The 15,580-nt window shown below is 69.9% G+C and carries 16 protein-coding genes; 8 read left to right on the forward strand and 8 right to left on the reverse strand.

Annotation, left to right across the window (positions count from 1 at the left end; genetic code table 11):
• Nucleotide 1: 1 nt before the first annotated feature.
• Nucleotides 2-1,321, reverse strand: coding sequence for a CynX/NimT family MFS transporter (locus ABTX78_RS22660; protein ID WP_352208603.1), 1,320 nt, complete (start codon nt 1,319-1,321; stop codon nt 2-4).
• A 70-nt stretch (nt 1,322-1,391) separates the two neighbouring features.
• Here ABTX78_RS22660 and ABTX78_RS22665 point away from each other — a divergent pair, with 70 nt between their 5' ends.
• The gene (locus tag ABTX78_RS22665) at nt 1,392-2,078 is read left to right on the forward strand and encodes a FadR/GntR family transcriptional regulator (protein ID WP_352208604.1); all 687 of its coding nucleotides are present in this window, start codon (nt 1,392-1,394) and stop codon (nt 2,076-2,078) included.
• Here ABTX78_RS22665 and ABTX78_RS22670 read toward each other — a convergent pair.
• The 3 genes from ABTX78_RS22670 to fabG all read right to left on the reverse strand — a co-directional run bounded on the left by ABTX78_RS22670 (nt 2,050) and on the right by fabG (nt 4,674).
• The gene (locus ABTX78_RS22670) at nt 2,050-2,406 is read right to left on the reverse strand and encodes a hypothetical protein (RefSeq protein WP_352208605.1); all 357 of its coding nucleotides are present in this window, start codon (nt 2,404-2,406) and stop codon (nt 2,050-2,052) included. The genes ABTX78_RS22665 and ABTX78_RS22670 overlap by 29 nt on opposite strands.
• 776 nt (nt 2,407-3,182) lie before the next feature.
• Nucleotides 3,183-3,953 carry an enoyl-ACP reductase FabI gene (fabI, locus tag ABTX78_RS22675; RefSeq protein WP_352208606.1) on the reverse strand — a complete coding sequence of 257 codons (771 nt, stop codon included), beginning with the start codon at nt 3,951-3,953 and terminating at the stop codon, nt 3,183-3,185.
• Between the two features lie 4 nt (nt 3,954-3,957).
• Nucleotides 3,958-4,674 (reverse strand): 3-oxoacyl-[acyl-carrier-protein] reductase, encoded by a 717-nt coding sequence (fabG, locus tag ABTX78_RS22680; RefSeq protein ID WP_352208607.1) that lies wholly within the window; start codon nt 4,672-4,674, stop codon nt 3,958-3,960.
• 147 nt (nt 4,675-4,821) lie between these two features.
• On the opposite strand from fabG, the gene ABTX78_RS22685 reads away from it, so the two are divergent.
• The 3 genes from ABTX78_RS22685 (at nt 4,822) to tyrS (ending at nt 9,189) form a co-directional block, all read left to right on the forward strand.
• Nucleotides 4,822-6,384: a TldD/PmbA family protein gene (locus tag ABTX78_RS22685; RefSeq protein WP_502993933.1), complete on the forward strand. Its 1,563-nt coding sequence runs from the start codon at nt 4,822-4,824 to the stop codon at nt 6,382-6,384.
• 85 nt (nt 6,385-6,469) lie between these two features.
• Nucleotides 6,470-7,867 (forward strand): metallopeptidase TldD-related protein, encoded by a 1,398-nt coding sequence (locus tag ABTX78_RS22690; RefSeq protein ID WP_352208609.1) that lies wholly within the window; start codon nt 6,470-6,472, stop codon nt 7,865-7,867.
• Nucleotides 7,868-7,920: 53 nt separating this feature from the next.
• Nucleotides 7,921-9,189: a tyrosine--tRNA ligase gene (gene tyrS, locus ABTX78_RS22695; protein WP_352208610.1), complete on the forward strand. Its 1,269-nt coding sequence runs from the start codon at nt 7,921-7,923 to the stop codon at nt 9,187-9,189.
• 68 nt (nt 9,190-9,257) lie between these two features.
• On the opposite strand, the gene ABTX78_RS22700 is transcribed toward tyrS, so the two are convergent.
• Entirely contained in the window at nt 9,258-9,536 is a 279-nt protein-coding gene (locus tag ABTX78_RS22700) for a GlsB/YeaQ/YmgE family stress response membrane protein (protein WP_352208611.1), read from the reverse strand.
• Nucleotides 9,537-9,751: 215 nt separating this feature from the next.
• Here ABTX78_RS22700 and ABTX78_RS22705 point away from each other — a divergent pair, with 215 nt between their 5' ends.
• Complete coding sequence (locus ABTX78_RS22705; protein WP_352208612.1) at nt 9,752-10,138, forward strand: DUF3099 domain-containing protein; 387 nt, start codon at nt 9,752-9,754, stop codon at nt 10,136-10,138.
• Nucleotides 10,139-10,332: 194 nt separating this feature from the next.
• A complete protein-coding gene (locus ABTX78_RS22710; protein WP_352208613.1) occupies nt 10,333-10,563 on the forward strand; it encodes a hypothetical protein in 231 nt (76 codons plus the stop codon).
• Between the two features lie 3 nt (nt 10,564-10,566).
• Here the strand turns inward: ABTX78_RS22710 and moaA are convergent, their stop codons facing one another.
• The 3 genes from moaA to ABTX78_RS22725 form a co-directional block, all read right to left on the reverse strand.
• Entirely contained in the window at nt 10,567-11,556 is a 990-nt protein-coding gene (gene moaA, locus ABTX78_RS22715) for a GTP 3',8-cyclase MoaA (protein WP_352208614.1), read from the reverse strand.
• Nucleotides 11,557-11,759: 203 nt separating this feature from the next.
• On the reverse strand, nt 11,760-13,382 hold the full coding sequence (locus ABTX78_RS22720) for a monocarboxylic acid transporter (RefSeq protein WP_352208615.1): 1,623 nt from the start codon (nt 13,380-13,382) through the stop codon (nt 11,760-11,762).
• Nucleotides 13,379-13,744 carry a DUF485 domain-containing protein gene (locus ABTX78_RS22725; protein WP_352208616.1) on the reverse strand — a complete coding sequence of 122 codons (366 nt, stop codon included), beginning with the start codon at nt 13,742-13,744 and terminating at the stop codon, nt 13,379-13,381. Before ABTX78_RS22725 ends, ABTX78_RS22720 begins: the two co-directional genes overlap by 4 nt.
• A gap of 31 nt (nt 13,745-13,775) precedes the next feature.
• On the opposite strand from ABTX78_RS22725, the gene ABTX78_RS22730 reads away from it, so the two are divergent.
• Both ABTX78_RS22730 and ABTX78_RS22735 read left to right on the forward strand, forming a co-directional pair.
• Nucleotides 13,776-13,928 (forward strand): hypothetical protein, encoded by a 153-nt coding sequence (locus ABTX78_RS22730; RefSeq protein ID WP_352208617.1) that lies wholly within the window; start codon nt 13,776-13,778, stop codon nt 13,926-13,928.
• A 71-nt stretch (nt 13,929-13,999) separates the two neighbouring features.
• Entirely contained in the window at nt 14,000-15,532 is a 1,533-nt protein-coding gene (locus ABTX78_RS22735; RefSeq protein ID WP_352208618.1) for a S8 family peptidase, read from the forward strand.
• Nucleotides 15,533-15,580 lie beyond the last annotated feature (48 nt).

Consider the following 15,580-nt stretch of genomic DNA (forward strand, 5'->3'; position numbering starts at 1 on the left):
TTCAGTTTCGCACGGCCGCTTCGTCCTCGATCGTCCGGTCCCGGCCGGCCAGCACTCCGACCGCGATCTGCGGCACGAGCAGCCCCGCCATCAGCGCGATCGGCAGCCCCCAGCCGCCGCTGTGCTGGTAGAGCACCCCGACGAGCAGGGGGCCGGGGATCGAGATCAGGTAGCCGGTGGACTGGGCGAAGGCGGAGAGCCGTACGACGCCGGCGCCGGTCCGGGACCGCATGCCGATCATGGTGAGGGCGAGCGGGAAGGCGCAGTTGGATATCCCGAGCAGCAGCGCCCAGACCCAGGAACCGGCGGCCGGGGCGAAGAACAGGCCCGAGTAGCCGGTCAGTCCGCACAGGCCCAGGGCGATCACGATCGGGCCCTGGTTCTTCATACGGGTGGCGAGCCGCGGGATGACGAACGCCAGCGGCACGCCCATCACCATGGTCACGGCGAGCAGCACTCCGGCGGTCGAGGCCGGGACCCCCGCGTCGCGGAAGATCTGCGGCATCCAGCCCATGGTGATGTACGCACCGGTGGCCTGGAGCCCGAAGAAGCAGGCGAGCGCCCAGGCGGTGGGGCTGCGGGTGATCCGCGGAGGGGGGGCCTGCCGGGAGCCGGCCGCGGCATCCGCCCGCTCGCTCTCGGCTGCGGGGCTGCGGTCGCGGATCAGGGCGACCCAGGGCAGTACGGCGAGGACGGCGACCACGGCCCAGACGGCGAGGCCGGTACGCCAACTGCCGCCGAGCGCCTCGGTCATGGGAACGGTCGCGGCCGCCGCCAGGGCGGTGCCCAGCGCCAGGGCCATGGAGTAGAGGCCGGTCATGGAGCCGACACGGTCGGGGAAGTACCGCTTGACGATCACCGGCATCAGGACGTTGCTGACGGCGATGCCCATCAGGGCGAGCGCGCTGGCGGCCAGGAAGCCGGGCGTACCGCCGGCGAACGGGCGGATCAGCAGTCCGGCGGCGATGGCGACCATGCCGGCGCAGACGACGGCGCCGGGTCCGAAACGGCGGGCGAGACGGGGCGCCGCGATCCCGAAGACGGCGAAGCAGAGCGGCGGTACGGAGGTGAGGACGCCGGCGAGGCTGCCGCTCATGTGCAGGCCCTCGCGCGTCTCCTCCAGGAGCGCGCCGAGGCTGGTGATGGCGGGACGGAGGTTGAGAGCCGCGAGGACGATGGCGGCCATGACGAGCCGGGTGATCCAGACGGTGTGGGGCCGGGTTCCGGGGAGAGCGGCGGTACGGTCCGTGGCTGCGTGCCTCGGAGGCCGGCGCCGGGCCTGTGGGTCGCTCGGGGTCTGGGTCCTGGTGTCGTCCGGCATGAGGCCATCATAGAATCATGGGATGATTGGTTGTCCAATCCCGGACAACCGGTTCCGAGCAAGGAGCACGATGTCGCTGACCTCTCCACGGCGCTCAGGACTCACCGACCAGGTAATCGCGCAGCTGCGGAATCAGATCACCTCGGGCGAGTGGCCGGTCGGTTCACGGATTCCCACGGAACCGGCTCTCGTGGAGCAACTGGGCGTCGCCCGCAACACCGTCCGCGAGGCGGTCCGCGCGCTCGCCCACAACGGTCTGCTGGACATCCGGCAGGGCTCGGGCACCTACGTGCTCGCGACGAGCGAACTGGCGGGCGTGATGCACCGGCGCTTCGCCGACGCCAGCCCGCGGCACATCGCGGAAGTGCGCTCGACGCTGGAGTCCTCGGCGGCCCGGATGGCCGCGGAACGCCGTACGGAACGCGATCTGAAGCAGCTGGACGCGCTGCTGGCCCGGCGCGAGGAGGCGTGGGCGACCGGCGACGCGGAGCGGTTCGTCGCGGCCGACACGACGTTTCACCTGGCGGTGGTGGCCGCCTCGCACAACGACGTGCTCAGCGAGCTGTACGCCGACCTCGGCGACCTGCTGAGGGACTGGCTGCGCGACGACGTGGGCGGTGAGCTGCGCCCGGAGAACCACATGGACCACGCCCGCCTGGTCGAGGCGATCCGCGCGGGCGACGGCGACACGGCGGCCGCGGAGGCGGCGGGCTACCCGTTCCTGTGCCTCAGGGGTCGGGCTGCGGCTGGTGGCTGACCCAGGCGGAACGGACTTCCTTCCAGCAGCGGTCGGTGATCTCGACGTAGCCCGCGGGGGCGATGTCGGCGGGAGAACCGTCGACGTCGATGTCCCACCAGCGCTCGCACTCGATGTGCAGCCGGACGCGGTCGACGGCGGGGTAGGGGTTGTGGCAGAAGGCGGTGGCATGCGAGCCCTCGACGACGGTGCGGCAGTCGGCGGCGTAGACGGGCGCGGGAGCGGGTTTGACCGTCGGGCGGTGGGGCTGGGAGAAGGCGTCCGGAGTCACCCACAGGAGGAGTGTCACCGCTGCAAGCACGGGCGCCGAGCGCCAGTTCGTACGCATGAGCAGGACCTCCTCGGCCGTACGGCGGCGCAATCGCCGCGGCTGCACCACAAGGGGGATTGCTTCTCCAGAGTCCCTGCGATGCGCCGAAACCGCGCGTCGTCGGGTCCGAACGGGCGAAACGGACGGGTGACGACGGGTGATGGGGTGCTCTTGACCACGGTCTGTGATCGCGCCGGGGCGCGGCGGTGGGCCGCGGGACCGGCAGGTGACAGCCGGCCTGACGCATGGCCGGGGGCCGGGGCGGCTTCGGCGGGTCGGCGGACCCGGGGCGACAGACGGGCCTGTCACGGGGCCGACGCCGGAACAGGAGGACCTGGACGGCGCAAGCCGGGACCCAATGGGGTCGACCCGGGCGCGGCAGATCGCGGCAGCCCGGCGTGGCATGGCGCATCATCGCGAAGGTGCCCGGGCGGCTCGGCGCCGAGCCGAGACCGAGGACTCGTCGTGGTCGCCCGGTAACGGGGACCGGGGTGTCATCGGCGCCGTGGACAGCCGGTCATGGCCAGCGGGCCCGTGCCCGGAACCGGGTCGGCAGAGGCGCGGGCCGGTATCCGGGTAGAAGCAGCAGGGCCCCGGCGAGGCCCACCCGGAACCGCTGTCAGCGGCCGCCGAAGGCAACCGGGGACGGGGACAGCCGCCCCCGGACATCCCCGGCCGGCGCTCGCCGCCGCCGACGCACGACGAACGCCGGGCAACCCGCACCCGCGGCCTGCCCGGCGTTTCACAGCGCCCGGCCCGCGGGACCGGCCCGCACGCCCGACGCCATAGGCGTCCTACGCGCCCATCATGTGGACGCCGCCGTCCACATGCACCACCTCGCCCGTCGTCCGCGGGAAGAAGTCCGACAGCAGGCCCACCACACCGCGGCCCGCCGGGTCCGGGTCCGAGAGGTCCCAGCCGATCGGGGCGCGGTGGTTCCAGACGTCCGCGAGCTCCTCGAAGCCCGGGATCGACTTCGCCGCCATCGACTTGATGGGACCCGCCGAGACCAGGTTGCAGCGGATGTTCCGCGCGCCGAGGTCACGGGCCAGGTAGCGGTTCGTGGACTCCAGCGCCGCCTTCGCCACGCCCATCCAGTCGTACTTCGGCCAGGCGATCGTCGCGTCGAAGGTGAGGCCGACGATCGAGCCGCCGCGCTGCATCAGCGGCAGGCAGGCCGTGGCCAGGGACTTGTACGAGTACGCCGAGACCTGGACGGCGGTCGAGACGTCGTCCCAGCTCGCCTCGAGGAAGTTGAACGCGCCCTGCGGGCCGAAGGCGATCGAGTGCACGATGCCGTCGAGGCCCGACTCGTCGCTGGAGTGCTCACGGATCTTGTCGGCGAGACCGTCCAGGTGCTCCTGGTTGGTGACGTCCAGCTCGATGACCGGGGCGGGCTTGGGCAGCCGCTTCGCGATGCGCTCGACGAGGGTCAGGCGGCCGAATCCGGTGAGGATGACCTCCGCGCCCTCCTCCTGGGCCACCTTGGCCGCGTGGAAGGCGATGGAACCGTCCGTGAGGACGCCCGTGACGAGAATGCGCTTGCCGGCGAGGATTCCACTCATGTGATCAGTGACCCATGCCCAATCCGCCGTCAACGGGGATGACGGCTCCAGTGATGTACGAGGCGTCGTCGGAGGCGAGGAAGCGCACCGTGGCGGCGACCTCTTCCGGCTTCGCGTAACGGCCGAGTGGCACCTGCGAGACGATGCCGGCGCGCTGGTCGTCCGTGAGCGCCTGCGTCATGTCGGTGTCGACGAAGCCGGGCGCGACGACGTTGAACGTGATGTTGCGCGAGCCGAGCTCGCGGGCCAGGGACCGGGCGAAGCCGACCAGGCCGGCCTTGGAGGCGGCGTAGTTGGCCTGTCCCGCGGAGCCGAGCAGGCCGACCACCGACGAGATCAGGACGACGCGGCCCTTCCGGGCGCGCAGCATGGCCCGGTTGGCGCGCTTGACGACGCGGAAGGTGCCGGTGAGGTTGGTGTCGAGGACGGCGGTGAAGTCGTCCTCGGACATGCGCATCAGCAACTGGTCCCTGGTGACACCGGCGTTGGCCACCAGCACCTCCACCGGACCGTGCTTCTCCTCGATCTCCTTGTAGGCCTGATCCACCTGCTCGGTGTCGGTGATGTCGCACTTGACGGCCAGGAAGCCGTCCTTCTCCAGGGCGGCGGGATCGCCGGAGCGGTACGTGATCGCGACCTTGTCGCCGGCATCGGCGAACGCGCGGGCGATGGCGAGGCCGATGCCCCGGTTTCCTCCGGTGACGAGAACCGAGCGGCTCAACGGATCACCCTTTCGATAGCGGTCTGGTACTGCGAAAACCTATCGGTCCCACCCCCTGCGCGGAGAATCGGGCCCTGACAGCGCCTCGTTCGAGTCACTGTCGGGTCCCTACAGAAAGGCGCTGGGCAACGGCCACCCCGGCGCGACATGATCGGGGCGACCCGTCTCGACGACAGGAGACATTTCGTGCCTCATACCATCGACGAAGCCTTCACGGCACTGCCGCTGAGGGCGCTCGCCGACGCGGCGCTCGCCAGGGCGCGGGCGCTCGGCGCCGACCACGCCGACTTCCGCTTCGAGCGCGTACGCAGCGCGGCGTGGCGGCTGCGCGACGCCAAGCCGGCCGGCTCATCGGACACCACGGACCTCGGGTACGCGGTGCGGGTGGTGCACGGCGGTGCCTGGGGCTTCGCCTCGGGCGTCGACATGACCATGGACGGGGCCGCCCGGGTCGCGGGCCAGGCGGTCGCGATGGCGAAGCTGTCGGCGCGGGTGATCGCGGCGGCCGGCTCCGACGAGCGTGTGGAGCTGGCGGACGAGCCGGTGCACGCGGAGAAGACGTGGATCTCGGCGTACGAGATCAACCCCTTCGAGGTCCCGGACGAGGAGAAGACGGCGCTGCTCGCCGAGTGGAGCGGGCGCCTCCTGCGGGCGGACGGCGTGGCGCATGTGGACGCGTCGCTGCTGACCGTGCACGAGAACAAGTTCTACGCCGACACCGCGGGGACGGTCACCACGCAGCAGCGGGTGCGGCTGCATCCGCAGCTCACCGCGGTCGCCGTGGACGAGACGACCGGTGAGTTCGACTCGATGCGGACCATCGCGCCGCCGGTGGGGCGCGGCTGGGAGTATCTGACCGGCACGGGCTGGGACTGGGACTCCGAGCTGGAGCAGATCCCGGAACTGCTCGCGGAGAAGATGCGCGCGCCCAGCGTGCAGGGCGGCCGCTACGACCTCGTGGTGGACCCGTCCAACCTCTGGCTCACCATCCACGAGTCGATCGGCCACGCCACCGAGCTGGACCGGGCGCTCGGCTACGAGGCGGCGTACGCGGGGACCTCGTTCGCCACCTTCGACAAGCTGGGCAAGCTGGCGTACGGCTCCTCGGTGATGAACGTGACCGGCGACCGCACCGCCGAGCACGGACTCGCCACGATCGGGTACGACGACGAGGGTGTGCAGGCGCAGTCGTGGGACCTGGTCAAGGACGGCACCCTGGTGGGCTACCAACTGGACCGCCGGATCGCGAAGTTGACGGACCTCGGCCGCTCCAACGGCTGTGCCTACGCGGACTCCCCCGCGCATGTGCCGGTCCAGCGGATGGCGAACGTCTCGCTCCAGCCGGCGGCGGGCGGGCTGTCGACGGAGGATCTGATCGGCGGGGTGGAGCGCGGGATCTATGTCGTGGGCGACCGCTCGTGGTCCATCGACATGCAGCGCTACAACTTCCAGTTCACGGGTCAGCGCTTCTTCCGCATCGAGAACGGCCGGCTGGCCGGTCAGCTGCGCGATGTCGCCTACCAGGCGACGACGACGGAGTTCTGGGGCTCGATGGAGCAGGTCGGCGGCCCGCAGACGTATGTGCTGGGCGGCGCCTTCAACTGCGGCAAGGCCCAGCCGGGCCAGGTCGCCGCGGTCTCCCACGGCTGCCCCTCCGCCCTGTTCCGCGGCGTGAACATCCTCAACACCACGCAGGAGGCGGGGCGATGAACGGGCGCGGCACGACCCGCCGGGGGCCCGGGGATCGTCCCCCGGGCAGGCACAGTCTCAACACCACGCAGGAGGCCGGACGCTGATGTCGACGAATCGCCACACCAAGCCCCACGAGATCGTCGAGCGCGCTCTCGAGCTGTCCACCGCCGACGGCTGCGTCGTCATCGCCGACGAGCAGTCCTCCGCCAATCTGCGGTGGGCGGGCAACGCCCTGACCACCAACGGCGTCACCCGCGGCCGCACCCTCACGGTGATCGCCACCGTCGACGGCAAGGAAGGCACCGCCTCCGGTGTCGTCTCCCGCTCCGCCGTCACCGCCGGGGATCTGGAACCCCTCGTCCGCGCCGCCGAGGAGGCCGCCCGAACGTCCGGTCCGGCCGAGGACGCCCAGCCGCTGGTCTCCGGGGTCGAGGCGTCCCCCGACTTCACCGATGCCCCGGTGGAGACCTCGTCGGCCGTCTTCGGGGACTTCGCGCCCGCGCTCGGCGAGGCGTTCGCCCGCGCCCGGGCCGGCGGGCGGGAGCTGTACGGCTTCGCGAACCACGAGCTGACCAGCACCTATCTCGGCACCTCCAGCGGTCTGCGGCTGCGGCACGACCAGCCGAACGGCACGCTGGAGGTCAACGCCAAGTCGCCGGACCGCTCGCGCTCCGCATGGGCCGGCCGTTCCACGCGCGACTTCAAGGACGTGGACCCGGCGGCCATGGACGAGGAGCTGGCACAGCGCCTCGTCTGGGCCGAGCGCCGGATCGAGCTGCCCGCGGGACGGTACGAGACCCTGTTGCCGCCCACCGCGGTGGCCGACCTGCTGATCTACCAGCTGTGGTCGTCGACGGCCCGGGACGCGGCCGAGGGCCGTACGGTCTTCTCCAAGCCCGGCGGCGGTACCCGCGTCGGCGAGACGCTCTCCCCCCTGCCGCTGACACTGCGCAGCGACCCGAACGCGGCGGGCCTGGAGTCGGCGCCGTTCGTGATCGCGCACGCCTCGGGCGACGATGCCTCGGTCTTCGACAACGGACTGCCGCTGCCGGCGACGGAGTGGGTGCGGGAGGGCAAGCTGGAGCATCTGGTGACCACGCGGCACAGTGCCGCCCTGACGGGTCTGCCGGTGGCGCCCGGCGCCGGGAACCTGATCCTGGACGGCGGCGGCGAGCGGTCGCTGGACGAGATGGTCGCGGCGACCGCCCGCGGGCTGCTGCTGACGTGTCTGTGGTACATCCGGGAGGTCGACCCGGCGACGCTGCTGCTCACCGGGCTGACCAGGGACGGCGTCTATCTCGTCGAGAACGGCGAGGTGGTCGGCGAGGTGAACAACTTCCGTTTCAACGAGTCGCCGGTCGATCTGCTCTCGCGGACGACGGAGGCGGGCCGCACGGAGAAGACGCTGCCCCGCGAGTGGGGCGACTGGTTCACCCGGGCTGCGATGCCCGCGCTCCGGGTCCCGGATTTCAATATGAGTTCGGTCAGCCAGGGCGTATAACCTCGGAGGCGTCTGTAGGGACAGACGCACTCACCGAAGGAGACGCGAGAGAAGTGACGGACATCGTCGACGAGCTGCAGTGGCGCGGGCTGATCGCCCTCTCCACTGACGAGGACGCATTGCGCAAGGCGTTCGCGGACGGTCCCGTCACGTTCTATTGCGGCTTCGACCCGACCGCGCCCAGTCTGCATCTGGGCAATCTGGTCCAGATCCTCACGATGCGCCGGATCCAGCTGGCGGGGAACCGCCCGCTGGGCCTGGTCGGCGGGGCGACGGGCCTGATCGGTGACCCCAAGCCGAACTCGGAGCGCACGCTGAACTCGCCGGAGGTCGTCGCGGGCTGGGTGGACCGGCTGCGGGCGCAGATCGAGCGCTTCCTCGACTTCGACGGTCCGTACGCCGCGACCATGGTCAACAACCTGGACTGGACGTCGGGTCTGTCGGCGATCGACTTCCTGCGGGACGTCGGCAAGTACTTCCGGGTCAACAAGATGATCGCGAAGGAGGCGGTCGCCCGGCGGCTGAACTCGGACGCGGGCATCAGCTACACCGAGTTCAGCTACCAGATCCTCCAGGGCATGGACTTCCTGGAGCTGAACCGGCGGTACGGCTGCACGCTGCAGACCGGCGGCAGCGACCAGTGGGGCAACCTCACCGCGGGCACGGATCTGATCCACCGGGTGGAGCCGGACGCGGTGGTGCACGCGCTGGCCACTCCGCTGATCACCAAGGCGGACGGCACGAAGTTCGGCAAGACGGAGTCCGGCACGGTCTGGCTGGACTCGGAGCGGACCACGCCGTACGCCTTCTACCAGTTCTGGCTGAACGCGGACGACCGCGATGTCTCGAAGTTCCTGCGGATCTTCAGCTTCCGGTCCCGGGCGGAGATCGAGGAGCTGGAGAAGCTGACGGAGGAGCGTCCGCAGGCGCGCGCGGCGCAGCGCGCGCTGGCGGAGGAGCTGACCACGCTGGTGCACGGAGCCGACGAGTGCGCCGCCGTCGTCAACGCCTCCAAGGCGCTGTTCGGTCAGGGCGAGCTGTCCGAGCTCGACGAGGCGACGCTGCGTGCCGCTCTCTCGGAGCTGCCGCAGGCCCGGGTCGCCGAGCTGGCGCCGGTCGTCGATCTGTTCGCCGAGGTCGGTCTCGTAGCCAGCAAGTCGGCCGCCCGCCGCACCGTGAAGGAGGGCGGGGCCTACGTGAACAACGTCAAGGTCACGGCCGAGGACGCGGTCCCCGGCCAGGAGGACCTGCTGCACGGCCGCTGGCTCGTCCTGCGCCGCGGCAAGAAGAACCTCGCCGCCGTCGAGGTGGCCACGGCCTGACACGGCCGTCGGCCGGGCTGTCCGTCAGCCCGGCCGGCGACCGTGGTGCCGAGGGACCCGTTTCCGGGTCAGGCGCGTTCCCTCCTGCGGCCGCGTACCGAGGTGTACGCCATGTCACCGAGGAAGACGATCACGATCGCCGCTCCCAGCTGGAGCGCGTGCCGGCCCCAGTCGATGCCGGGCGTCGCCGCGATACCGAAGGCACGCGCCAGGGCGTTGCCGATCAGGGCGCCGATGATGCCGAAAATGGTGGTCAGCCAGAGCGGGCTGTGCTGCTTCCCCGGGATGATCGCCTTCGCGATCAGGCCCAGCACGAATCCGACGATAATGGCCCACAACCAGCCCATGACTGCCTCCTTGTCAGGCTCTGCGAGCAGGTACGCCGTCAGTCTCGGCCCGGTGGGCACACCGCGCATGTCGGACGCCGCCATCCGTGCCACGGGCCCCGTCACGGCCCGCGGGCGCGCACCCGACCCCCTCTCGTAGCCGGCGGAACGGCGGCGTACCGTGGACCTGGTCAGGACCAGGGAGCGTCCGGCAGGGAAATCGGGTGGTGATCGCAATGCGGAAGCAGACGAATCCAGAGGTCTTCCGGATCACCGGGGCCCGGCAGAGTCTCGCCGACGATGTGCGCGGACGGCAGCGGCGATATGTGATCTCGATGTCGGTACGGACCATTTCCGTGATTCTCGCCGCCACCTTGTGGAATGTGGAACGTCATGTCGCGATCGTGGCCCTCGTACTCGGCGCCGTCCTGCCCTATGTGGCCGTCGTGATCGCCAACGCGGGCCGGGAGAACGCCCCTTCGATGCCGTCGACGTACGTTCCCACGCCGTCGCGGCCGACGCTCCCGCCTCCCGGGACGACTTCCTCGGCGAGCACATCGGGGGAATCCGAGGCCGACGCGGGGCCGTTCGGGAAAGAGGCTCCGGAGCGCGAACGCAGCTGAATTCCCAAGGCTTGCCAAGCTCAGGAAAAGCTCAGATCAATCATGAAGTTCCGGTGCCTCGCACCCCGTTACCCGTGACATACTTCGTACGCGCTCCGCATCCCCCGTCGGAGCGACGGACCGACGCCGGGCAGCTCCCCCCGTGGCTGCTCGGCGTCGCCTTTGTTGCGGGCACGGTGGGGGACAATGATCCGGTGAGTGATGAGACCCCGATCTGTTCCGCCAAGGGCTGCCGTACGGCGGCGGTGTGGGTGCTGGCGTGGAACAACCCGAAGCTGCACACACCGGAGCGCCGCAAGACCTGGCTCGCGTGCGACGAACACCGTGAGCATCTGTCCCACTTCCTCGACCTGCGCGGCTTCCTCAAGGACGTCGTGACGCTCGAGGAGTGGGAGAGGAACGCCGGAGCGGACGGCGAGCGCTGAGGCTCAGCCGCCGATCGCCGACATGGGGCGGTCGGGCTGGAGGAACGAGGGGTCGTCGAGACCCGAGCCGGCCTTCTTGCCCCACATGGCCAGCCGCCACAGCCGGGCGACCTCCTCGTCGGGCGCGTCCGAGCGCAGCGCGGCGCGCAGGTCCGTCTCCTCGCGGGCGAACAGACAGGTGCGGACCTGGCCGTCGGCGGTGAGCCGGGTGCGGTCGCAGGCGCGGCAGAACGGGCGGGTGACGGAGGCGATGACGCCGACGCGATGCGGTCCGCCGTCCACCAGCCAGCGCTCCGCCGGCGCCGAGCCGCGCTCGCCGTCGTCCTCGGCGGTGAGCGTGAAGCGGGTGCGCAGGGACTCCAGGATGTCGCCGGCGGTGATCATGCCGTCGCGCTTCCAGCCGTGCTGGGCGTCCAGCGGCATCTGCTCGATGAAGCGCAGTTCGTAGTCGTGCTCCACGGCCCAGGCGAGGAGGTCGGGTGCCTCGTCGTCGTTGAGGCCGGGCATGAGCACCGTGTTCACCTTGACCGGGGTCAGGCCCGCGTCCCGGGCGGCCTCCAGGCCGTCGAGGACGTCGCGGTGCCGGTCGCGGCGGGTCAGTGTCTTGAAGACGTCGGGGCGCAGGGTGTCCAGCGAGACGTTGACGCGGTCCAGGCCCGCGGCCTTGAGCGCGGCCGCCGTGCGCTTGAGTCCGATCCCGTTGGTGGTCAGCGACATCCGGGGGCGCGGCTCCAGGGCCGCGCAGCGCTCCACGATCCCCACCAGGCCGGGCCGCAGCAACGGCTCACCGCCGGTGAACCGGACCTCGGTGACACCGAGGGTGGTCACGGCGATACGGATGAGGCGGACGATCTCGTCGTCGCTGAGCAGATCGGGCTTGGCCAACCACTGCAGTCCCTCTTCGGGCATGCAGTAGGTGCATCGCAGATTGCACCTGTCGGTCAGGGAAACGCGCAGGTCCGTAGCCACACGGTCAAAGATGTCGATGAGCACTGTGGGCCCCCTCCCCGGAACGGAACGGATCTGTCTGGACTGCTGTGCGGGTCTGTTGTGCGGATCTCTCTGTGGTCGAGCCTACGTCAGGGCTGTGACATCGGTACCGGCCCGATTGTGACGAGGTACGACGCGGCCGCGTCGTAGGACTCTACGACGCGGCCGCGCTGGGGACCCGTACAACCGTCCACAGAAGAACCGGATCAGTGGGCTCCGGTGCCGGTGAGGGACTTGACCTCCAGCTCCGCGTACTTGCCCTTGTCGGGCTCCTCCTTGGAGAGCAGCGAGCCGACCCAGCCGAGCAGGAAGCCCAGCGGGATGGACACGAGGCCGGGGTTCTCCAGCGGGAACCAGTAGAAGTCGAGGTTCTTGAACATCGACGTGGGCTTTCCGGACACGACCGGCGAGAAGAGCACCAGGACCACGGAGGCGGTCAGACCGCCGTAGATGGACCACAGGGCGCCCTGGGTGGTGAACCTCTTCCAGAACAGGCTGTAGAGGATCGTGGGCAGGTTCGCCGACGCGGCGACCGCGAAGGCGAGGGCGACGAGTCCGGCGACGTTGAGGTCGCGGGCCAGCGCGCCGAGGCCGATGGAGACGACGCCGATGGCGACCGTCGCCCAGCGGGCCGCGCGGACCTCCTCCTTCTCGGTGGCCTGCCCCTTGCGGATGACGTTGGCGTAGATGTCGTGCGCGAAGGACGACGAGGACGCGAGGGTCAGTCCCGCGACCACGGCGAGGATGGTGGCGAAGGCGACCGCGGAGATCACCGCGAGCAGGATGGCGCCGCCGGCGGCGTCGACACCGCCGATGTGCAGGGCGAGCAGTGGCGCCGCCGTGTTGCCCGCCTTGTTGGACGCGGTGATCTCTTCCGGCCCGACGAGTGCCGCCGCTCCGAAGCCGAGCGCGATCGTCATCAGGTAGAAGCCGCCGATGATGCCGATGGCCCAGATGACCGACTTACGGGCGGCCTGGGCCGTCGGGACGGTGTAGAAGCGGATGAGGATGTGCGGCAGTCCGGCGGTGCCGAGGACGAGCGCGATGCCGAGCGAGATGAAGTCCAGCTTCGAGGTCTCGGTCACGCCGTACTTGAGGCCGGGCTCCAGGAACGCCGCGCCCTTGCCGCTCTTCTCGGCCGCGGTGCCGAGCAGGTCGGAGATGTTGAAGTTGAACTTCAGCAGGACCAGGAAGGTGATGAGCAGGGTGCCCGCGATGAGCAGGACGGCCTTGACCATCTGCACCCAGGTGGTGCCCTTCATACCGCCGATGGTGACGTACACGATCATCAGCAGACCGACGAGGGCGACGATCGCGACCTTGCCGGCGTCGCTGGTGATGCCGAGCAGCAGGGAGACGAGCACACCGGCGCCGGCCATCTGCGCGAGCAGATAGAAGATCGAGACGACGATGGTGGAGGTGCCCGCCGCGGTACGGACCGGGCGCTGGCGCATCCGGTAGGCGAGGACGTCACCCATGGTGTAGCGGCCGGAGTTGCGCAGCGGCTCGGCGACCAGCAGCAGCGCGACCAGCCAGGCCACCAGGAAGCCGATGGAGTACAGGAAGCCGTCGTAGCCGAAGAGGGCGATGGCACCGGCGATGCCGAGGAACGAGGCCGCCGACATGTAGTCGCCGGAAATGGCCAGACCGTTCTGGAATCCGGTGAACTGGCGCCCGCCCGCGTAGAAGTCGGAGGCGCTCTTGGTCTGCCGGCCGGCCCAGACGGTGATGAACAGGGTCGCCACCACGAACAGGGCGAAGAGCGTGATGATCAGCGGCCGGTGCTCGGTGGTCGCGTTGTCCGCCGCCAGCTGGAGGGTGTTGCTCACAGGTCTGCCTCCATACGGGACTTGATCGCCTCACCCTTCGGGTCGAGCTTCGCCGCGGCGAAACGCGAGTAGAGCCAGGCGATGAGGAACGTCGTGGCGAACTGGGCGAGGCCGAAGACGAAGGCCACGTTGATGTTGCCGAAGAGCTTGGTGCCCATGAGGCCGCCCGCGTAGTTCGAGAGCAGCACGTACAGCAGGTACCAGCAGATGAAGGCGATGGTCAGGGGGAAGGCGAAGGAGCGGTAGGTGCGGCGCAGTTCGCCGAATTCCGGACTCTCCTGCACCTCGACGAACTGCTCTGTCGTGGGCTGGGCGGGACTGCTGTCCGAACCGCCCTTCGGCGGCGGTGCATCGGATGCCACGGAATCTCCTCGCGACGCGGGTGCGGTGGGGATGGACAAGAAGGAACGTGCTGTCAGGGAACGGTTTGATGTTGCTCCACTCCCTGACAACGGCACGGAGAGCACGCCGGGCCGGTTCAACATCAGCCATTTTCTTCTTGGTTTTCTTCTCGAACACATTGATGAGGGTCAAGATCGGCGATAGCTTCGCTGGTCATGTACCCGCCCATGCGCACCGGGTGTCTGGGCGGTTGTCACGGATGATGTGGAGAACCCATGGCTCATCTGGGATCCAGACGGCGGCGCGCCATTGCCCTGCCCGCAGGTCTGGCGCTCACGGCCTCGCTCGGCTTCCTTCCCGCGGGAGCCGCCTCGGCAGCCCCGGCGGACGAGACGCCCGCGGTGGTGGCGACCGACGGTCCGAAGCTGTCGTACGTGGTGAACGTCAAGAGCGGTCACAGCACCGCCAAGTCGGTGAAGAAGGCCATAGCCAAGGCCGGCGGCTCGGTGGTGATCGCCTACGACCAGATAGGCGTCATCGTCGTCCACTCGCAGAACCCGGACTTCGCCAAGACGATTCGCAAGGTCAGGGGTGTCGACTCGGCCGGCGCCACGCGTACCGCGCCACTCGCCGCCGCGACCGACACGGCCATCGAGTCGGAGCGTCCGCTCACCGCCGCCGAGGCCGAGGCCGCCGCCACGAAGGCCGGCGCGGACCAGGACCCGCTCGAGCCGCTCCAGTGGGACCTGGCCGCCATCAAGGCGGACCAGGCCCACAAGAAGTCGCTCGGCAGCAAGAAGGTCACGGTCGCGGTCATCGACACGGGTGTGGACGACACCCACCCCGACCTCGCGCCCAACTTCGACACACGTGCCTCGGCGAACTGTGTCACCGGCAAGCCCGACACCACTCCCGGTTCGTGGCGGCCGGCCGCGAACGAGAGCGACCACGGCACGCACGTCGCGGGCACGATAGCCGCGGCCAAGAACGGCGTCGGCGTCACCGGTGTCGCGCCGGGCGTCAAGGTCTCCGGCATCAAGGTGTCGACCACCGAGGGCTTCTTCTACACGGAGGCCGTCGTCTGCGGCTTCGTGTGGGCGGCCGAGCACGGCGTCGACGTGACCAACAACAGCTACTACACGGACCCGTGGCTGTTCAACTGCAAGAACGACGCCGACCAGAAGGCGCTGATCGACGCCCACGCCCGCGCCATCAAGTACGCGGAGCGCAAGGGCGCGGTGAACGTCGCCGCGGCGGGCAACTCGCGGATGGACCTGGCGGCGGACGAGCTCACGGACACCACGAGCCCGAACGACACCACCCCGGGCACGCGCGTCATCGACCCGAGTGAGTGCCTGGACATTCCCACGCAGATCCCGGGTGTGGTCACGGTCTCCGCGCTCGGTGCGAAGAACCTGAAGTCCTCGTACTCCAACTACGGCAAGGGCGTGATCGACATCTCCGCCCCCGGCGGCGACTCGACGATCTACCAGAAGCCCGAGGCTCCGGCCGTCGACGGCCGCATCCTGTCGACGCTGCCGAACGGCGGTTTCGGCTACAAGGCCGGTACGTCGATGGCCTCGCCGCATGTCGCGGGCGTCGTCGCGCTCATCAAGTCGAAGCACCTGAACGCCTCGGCGGCCGCCGTGAAGGCGATGCTGTACGCGCAGGCGGACGACACGGCCTGCACCAACCCGTACGACATCGACGGCAACGGCACCGTCGACGCGGTCTGCGTCGGCGGCAAGCAGGACAACGGCTTCTACGGAACGGGCGTCGCCGACGCCCTGGACGCGGTTCGCCGGTAATCGCATGGCAGGAGGGGCCGGACGCGATCACCGCGTCCGGCCCCTCCG

This window comes from Streptomyces sp. NPDC096193, assembly GCF_040302905.1.
Lineage (GTDB): Bacteria > Actinomycetota > Actinomycetes > Streptomycetales > Streptomycetaceae > Streptomyces.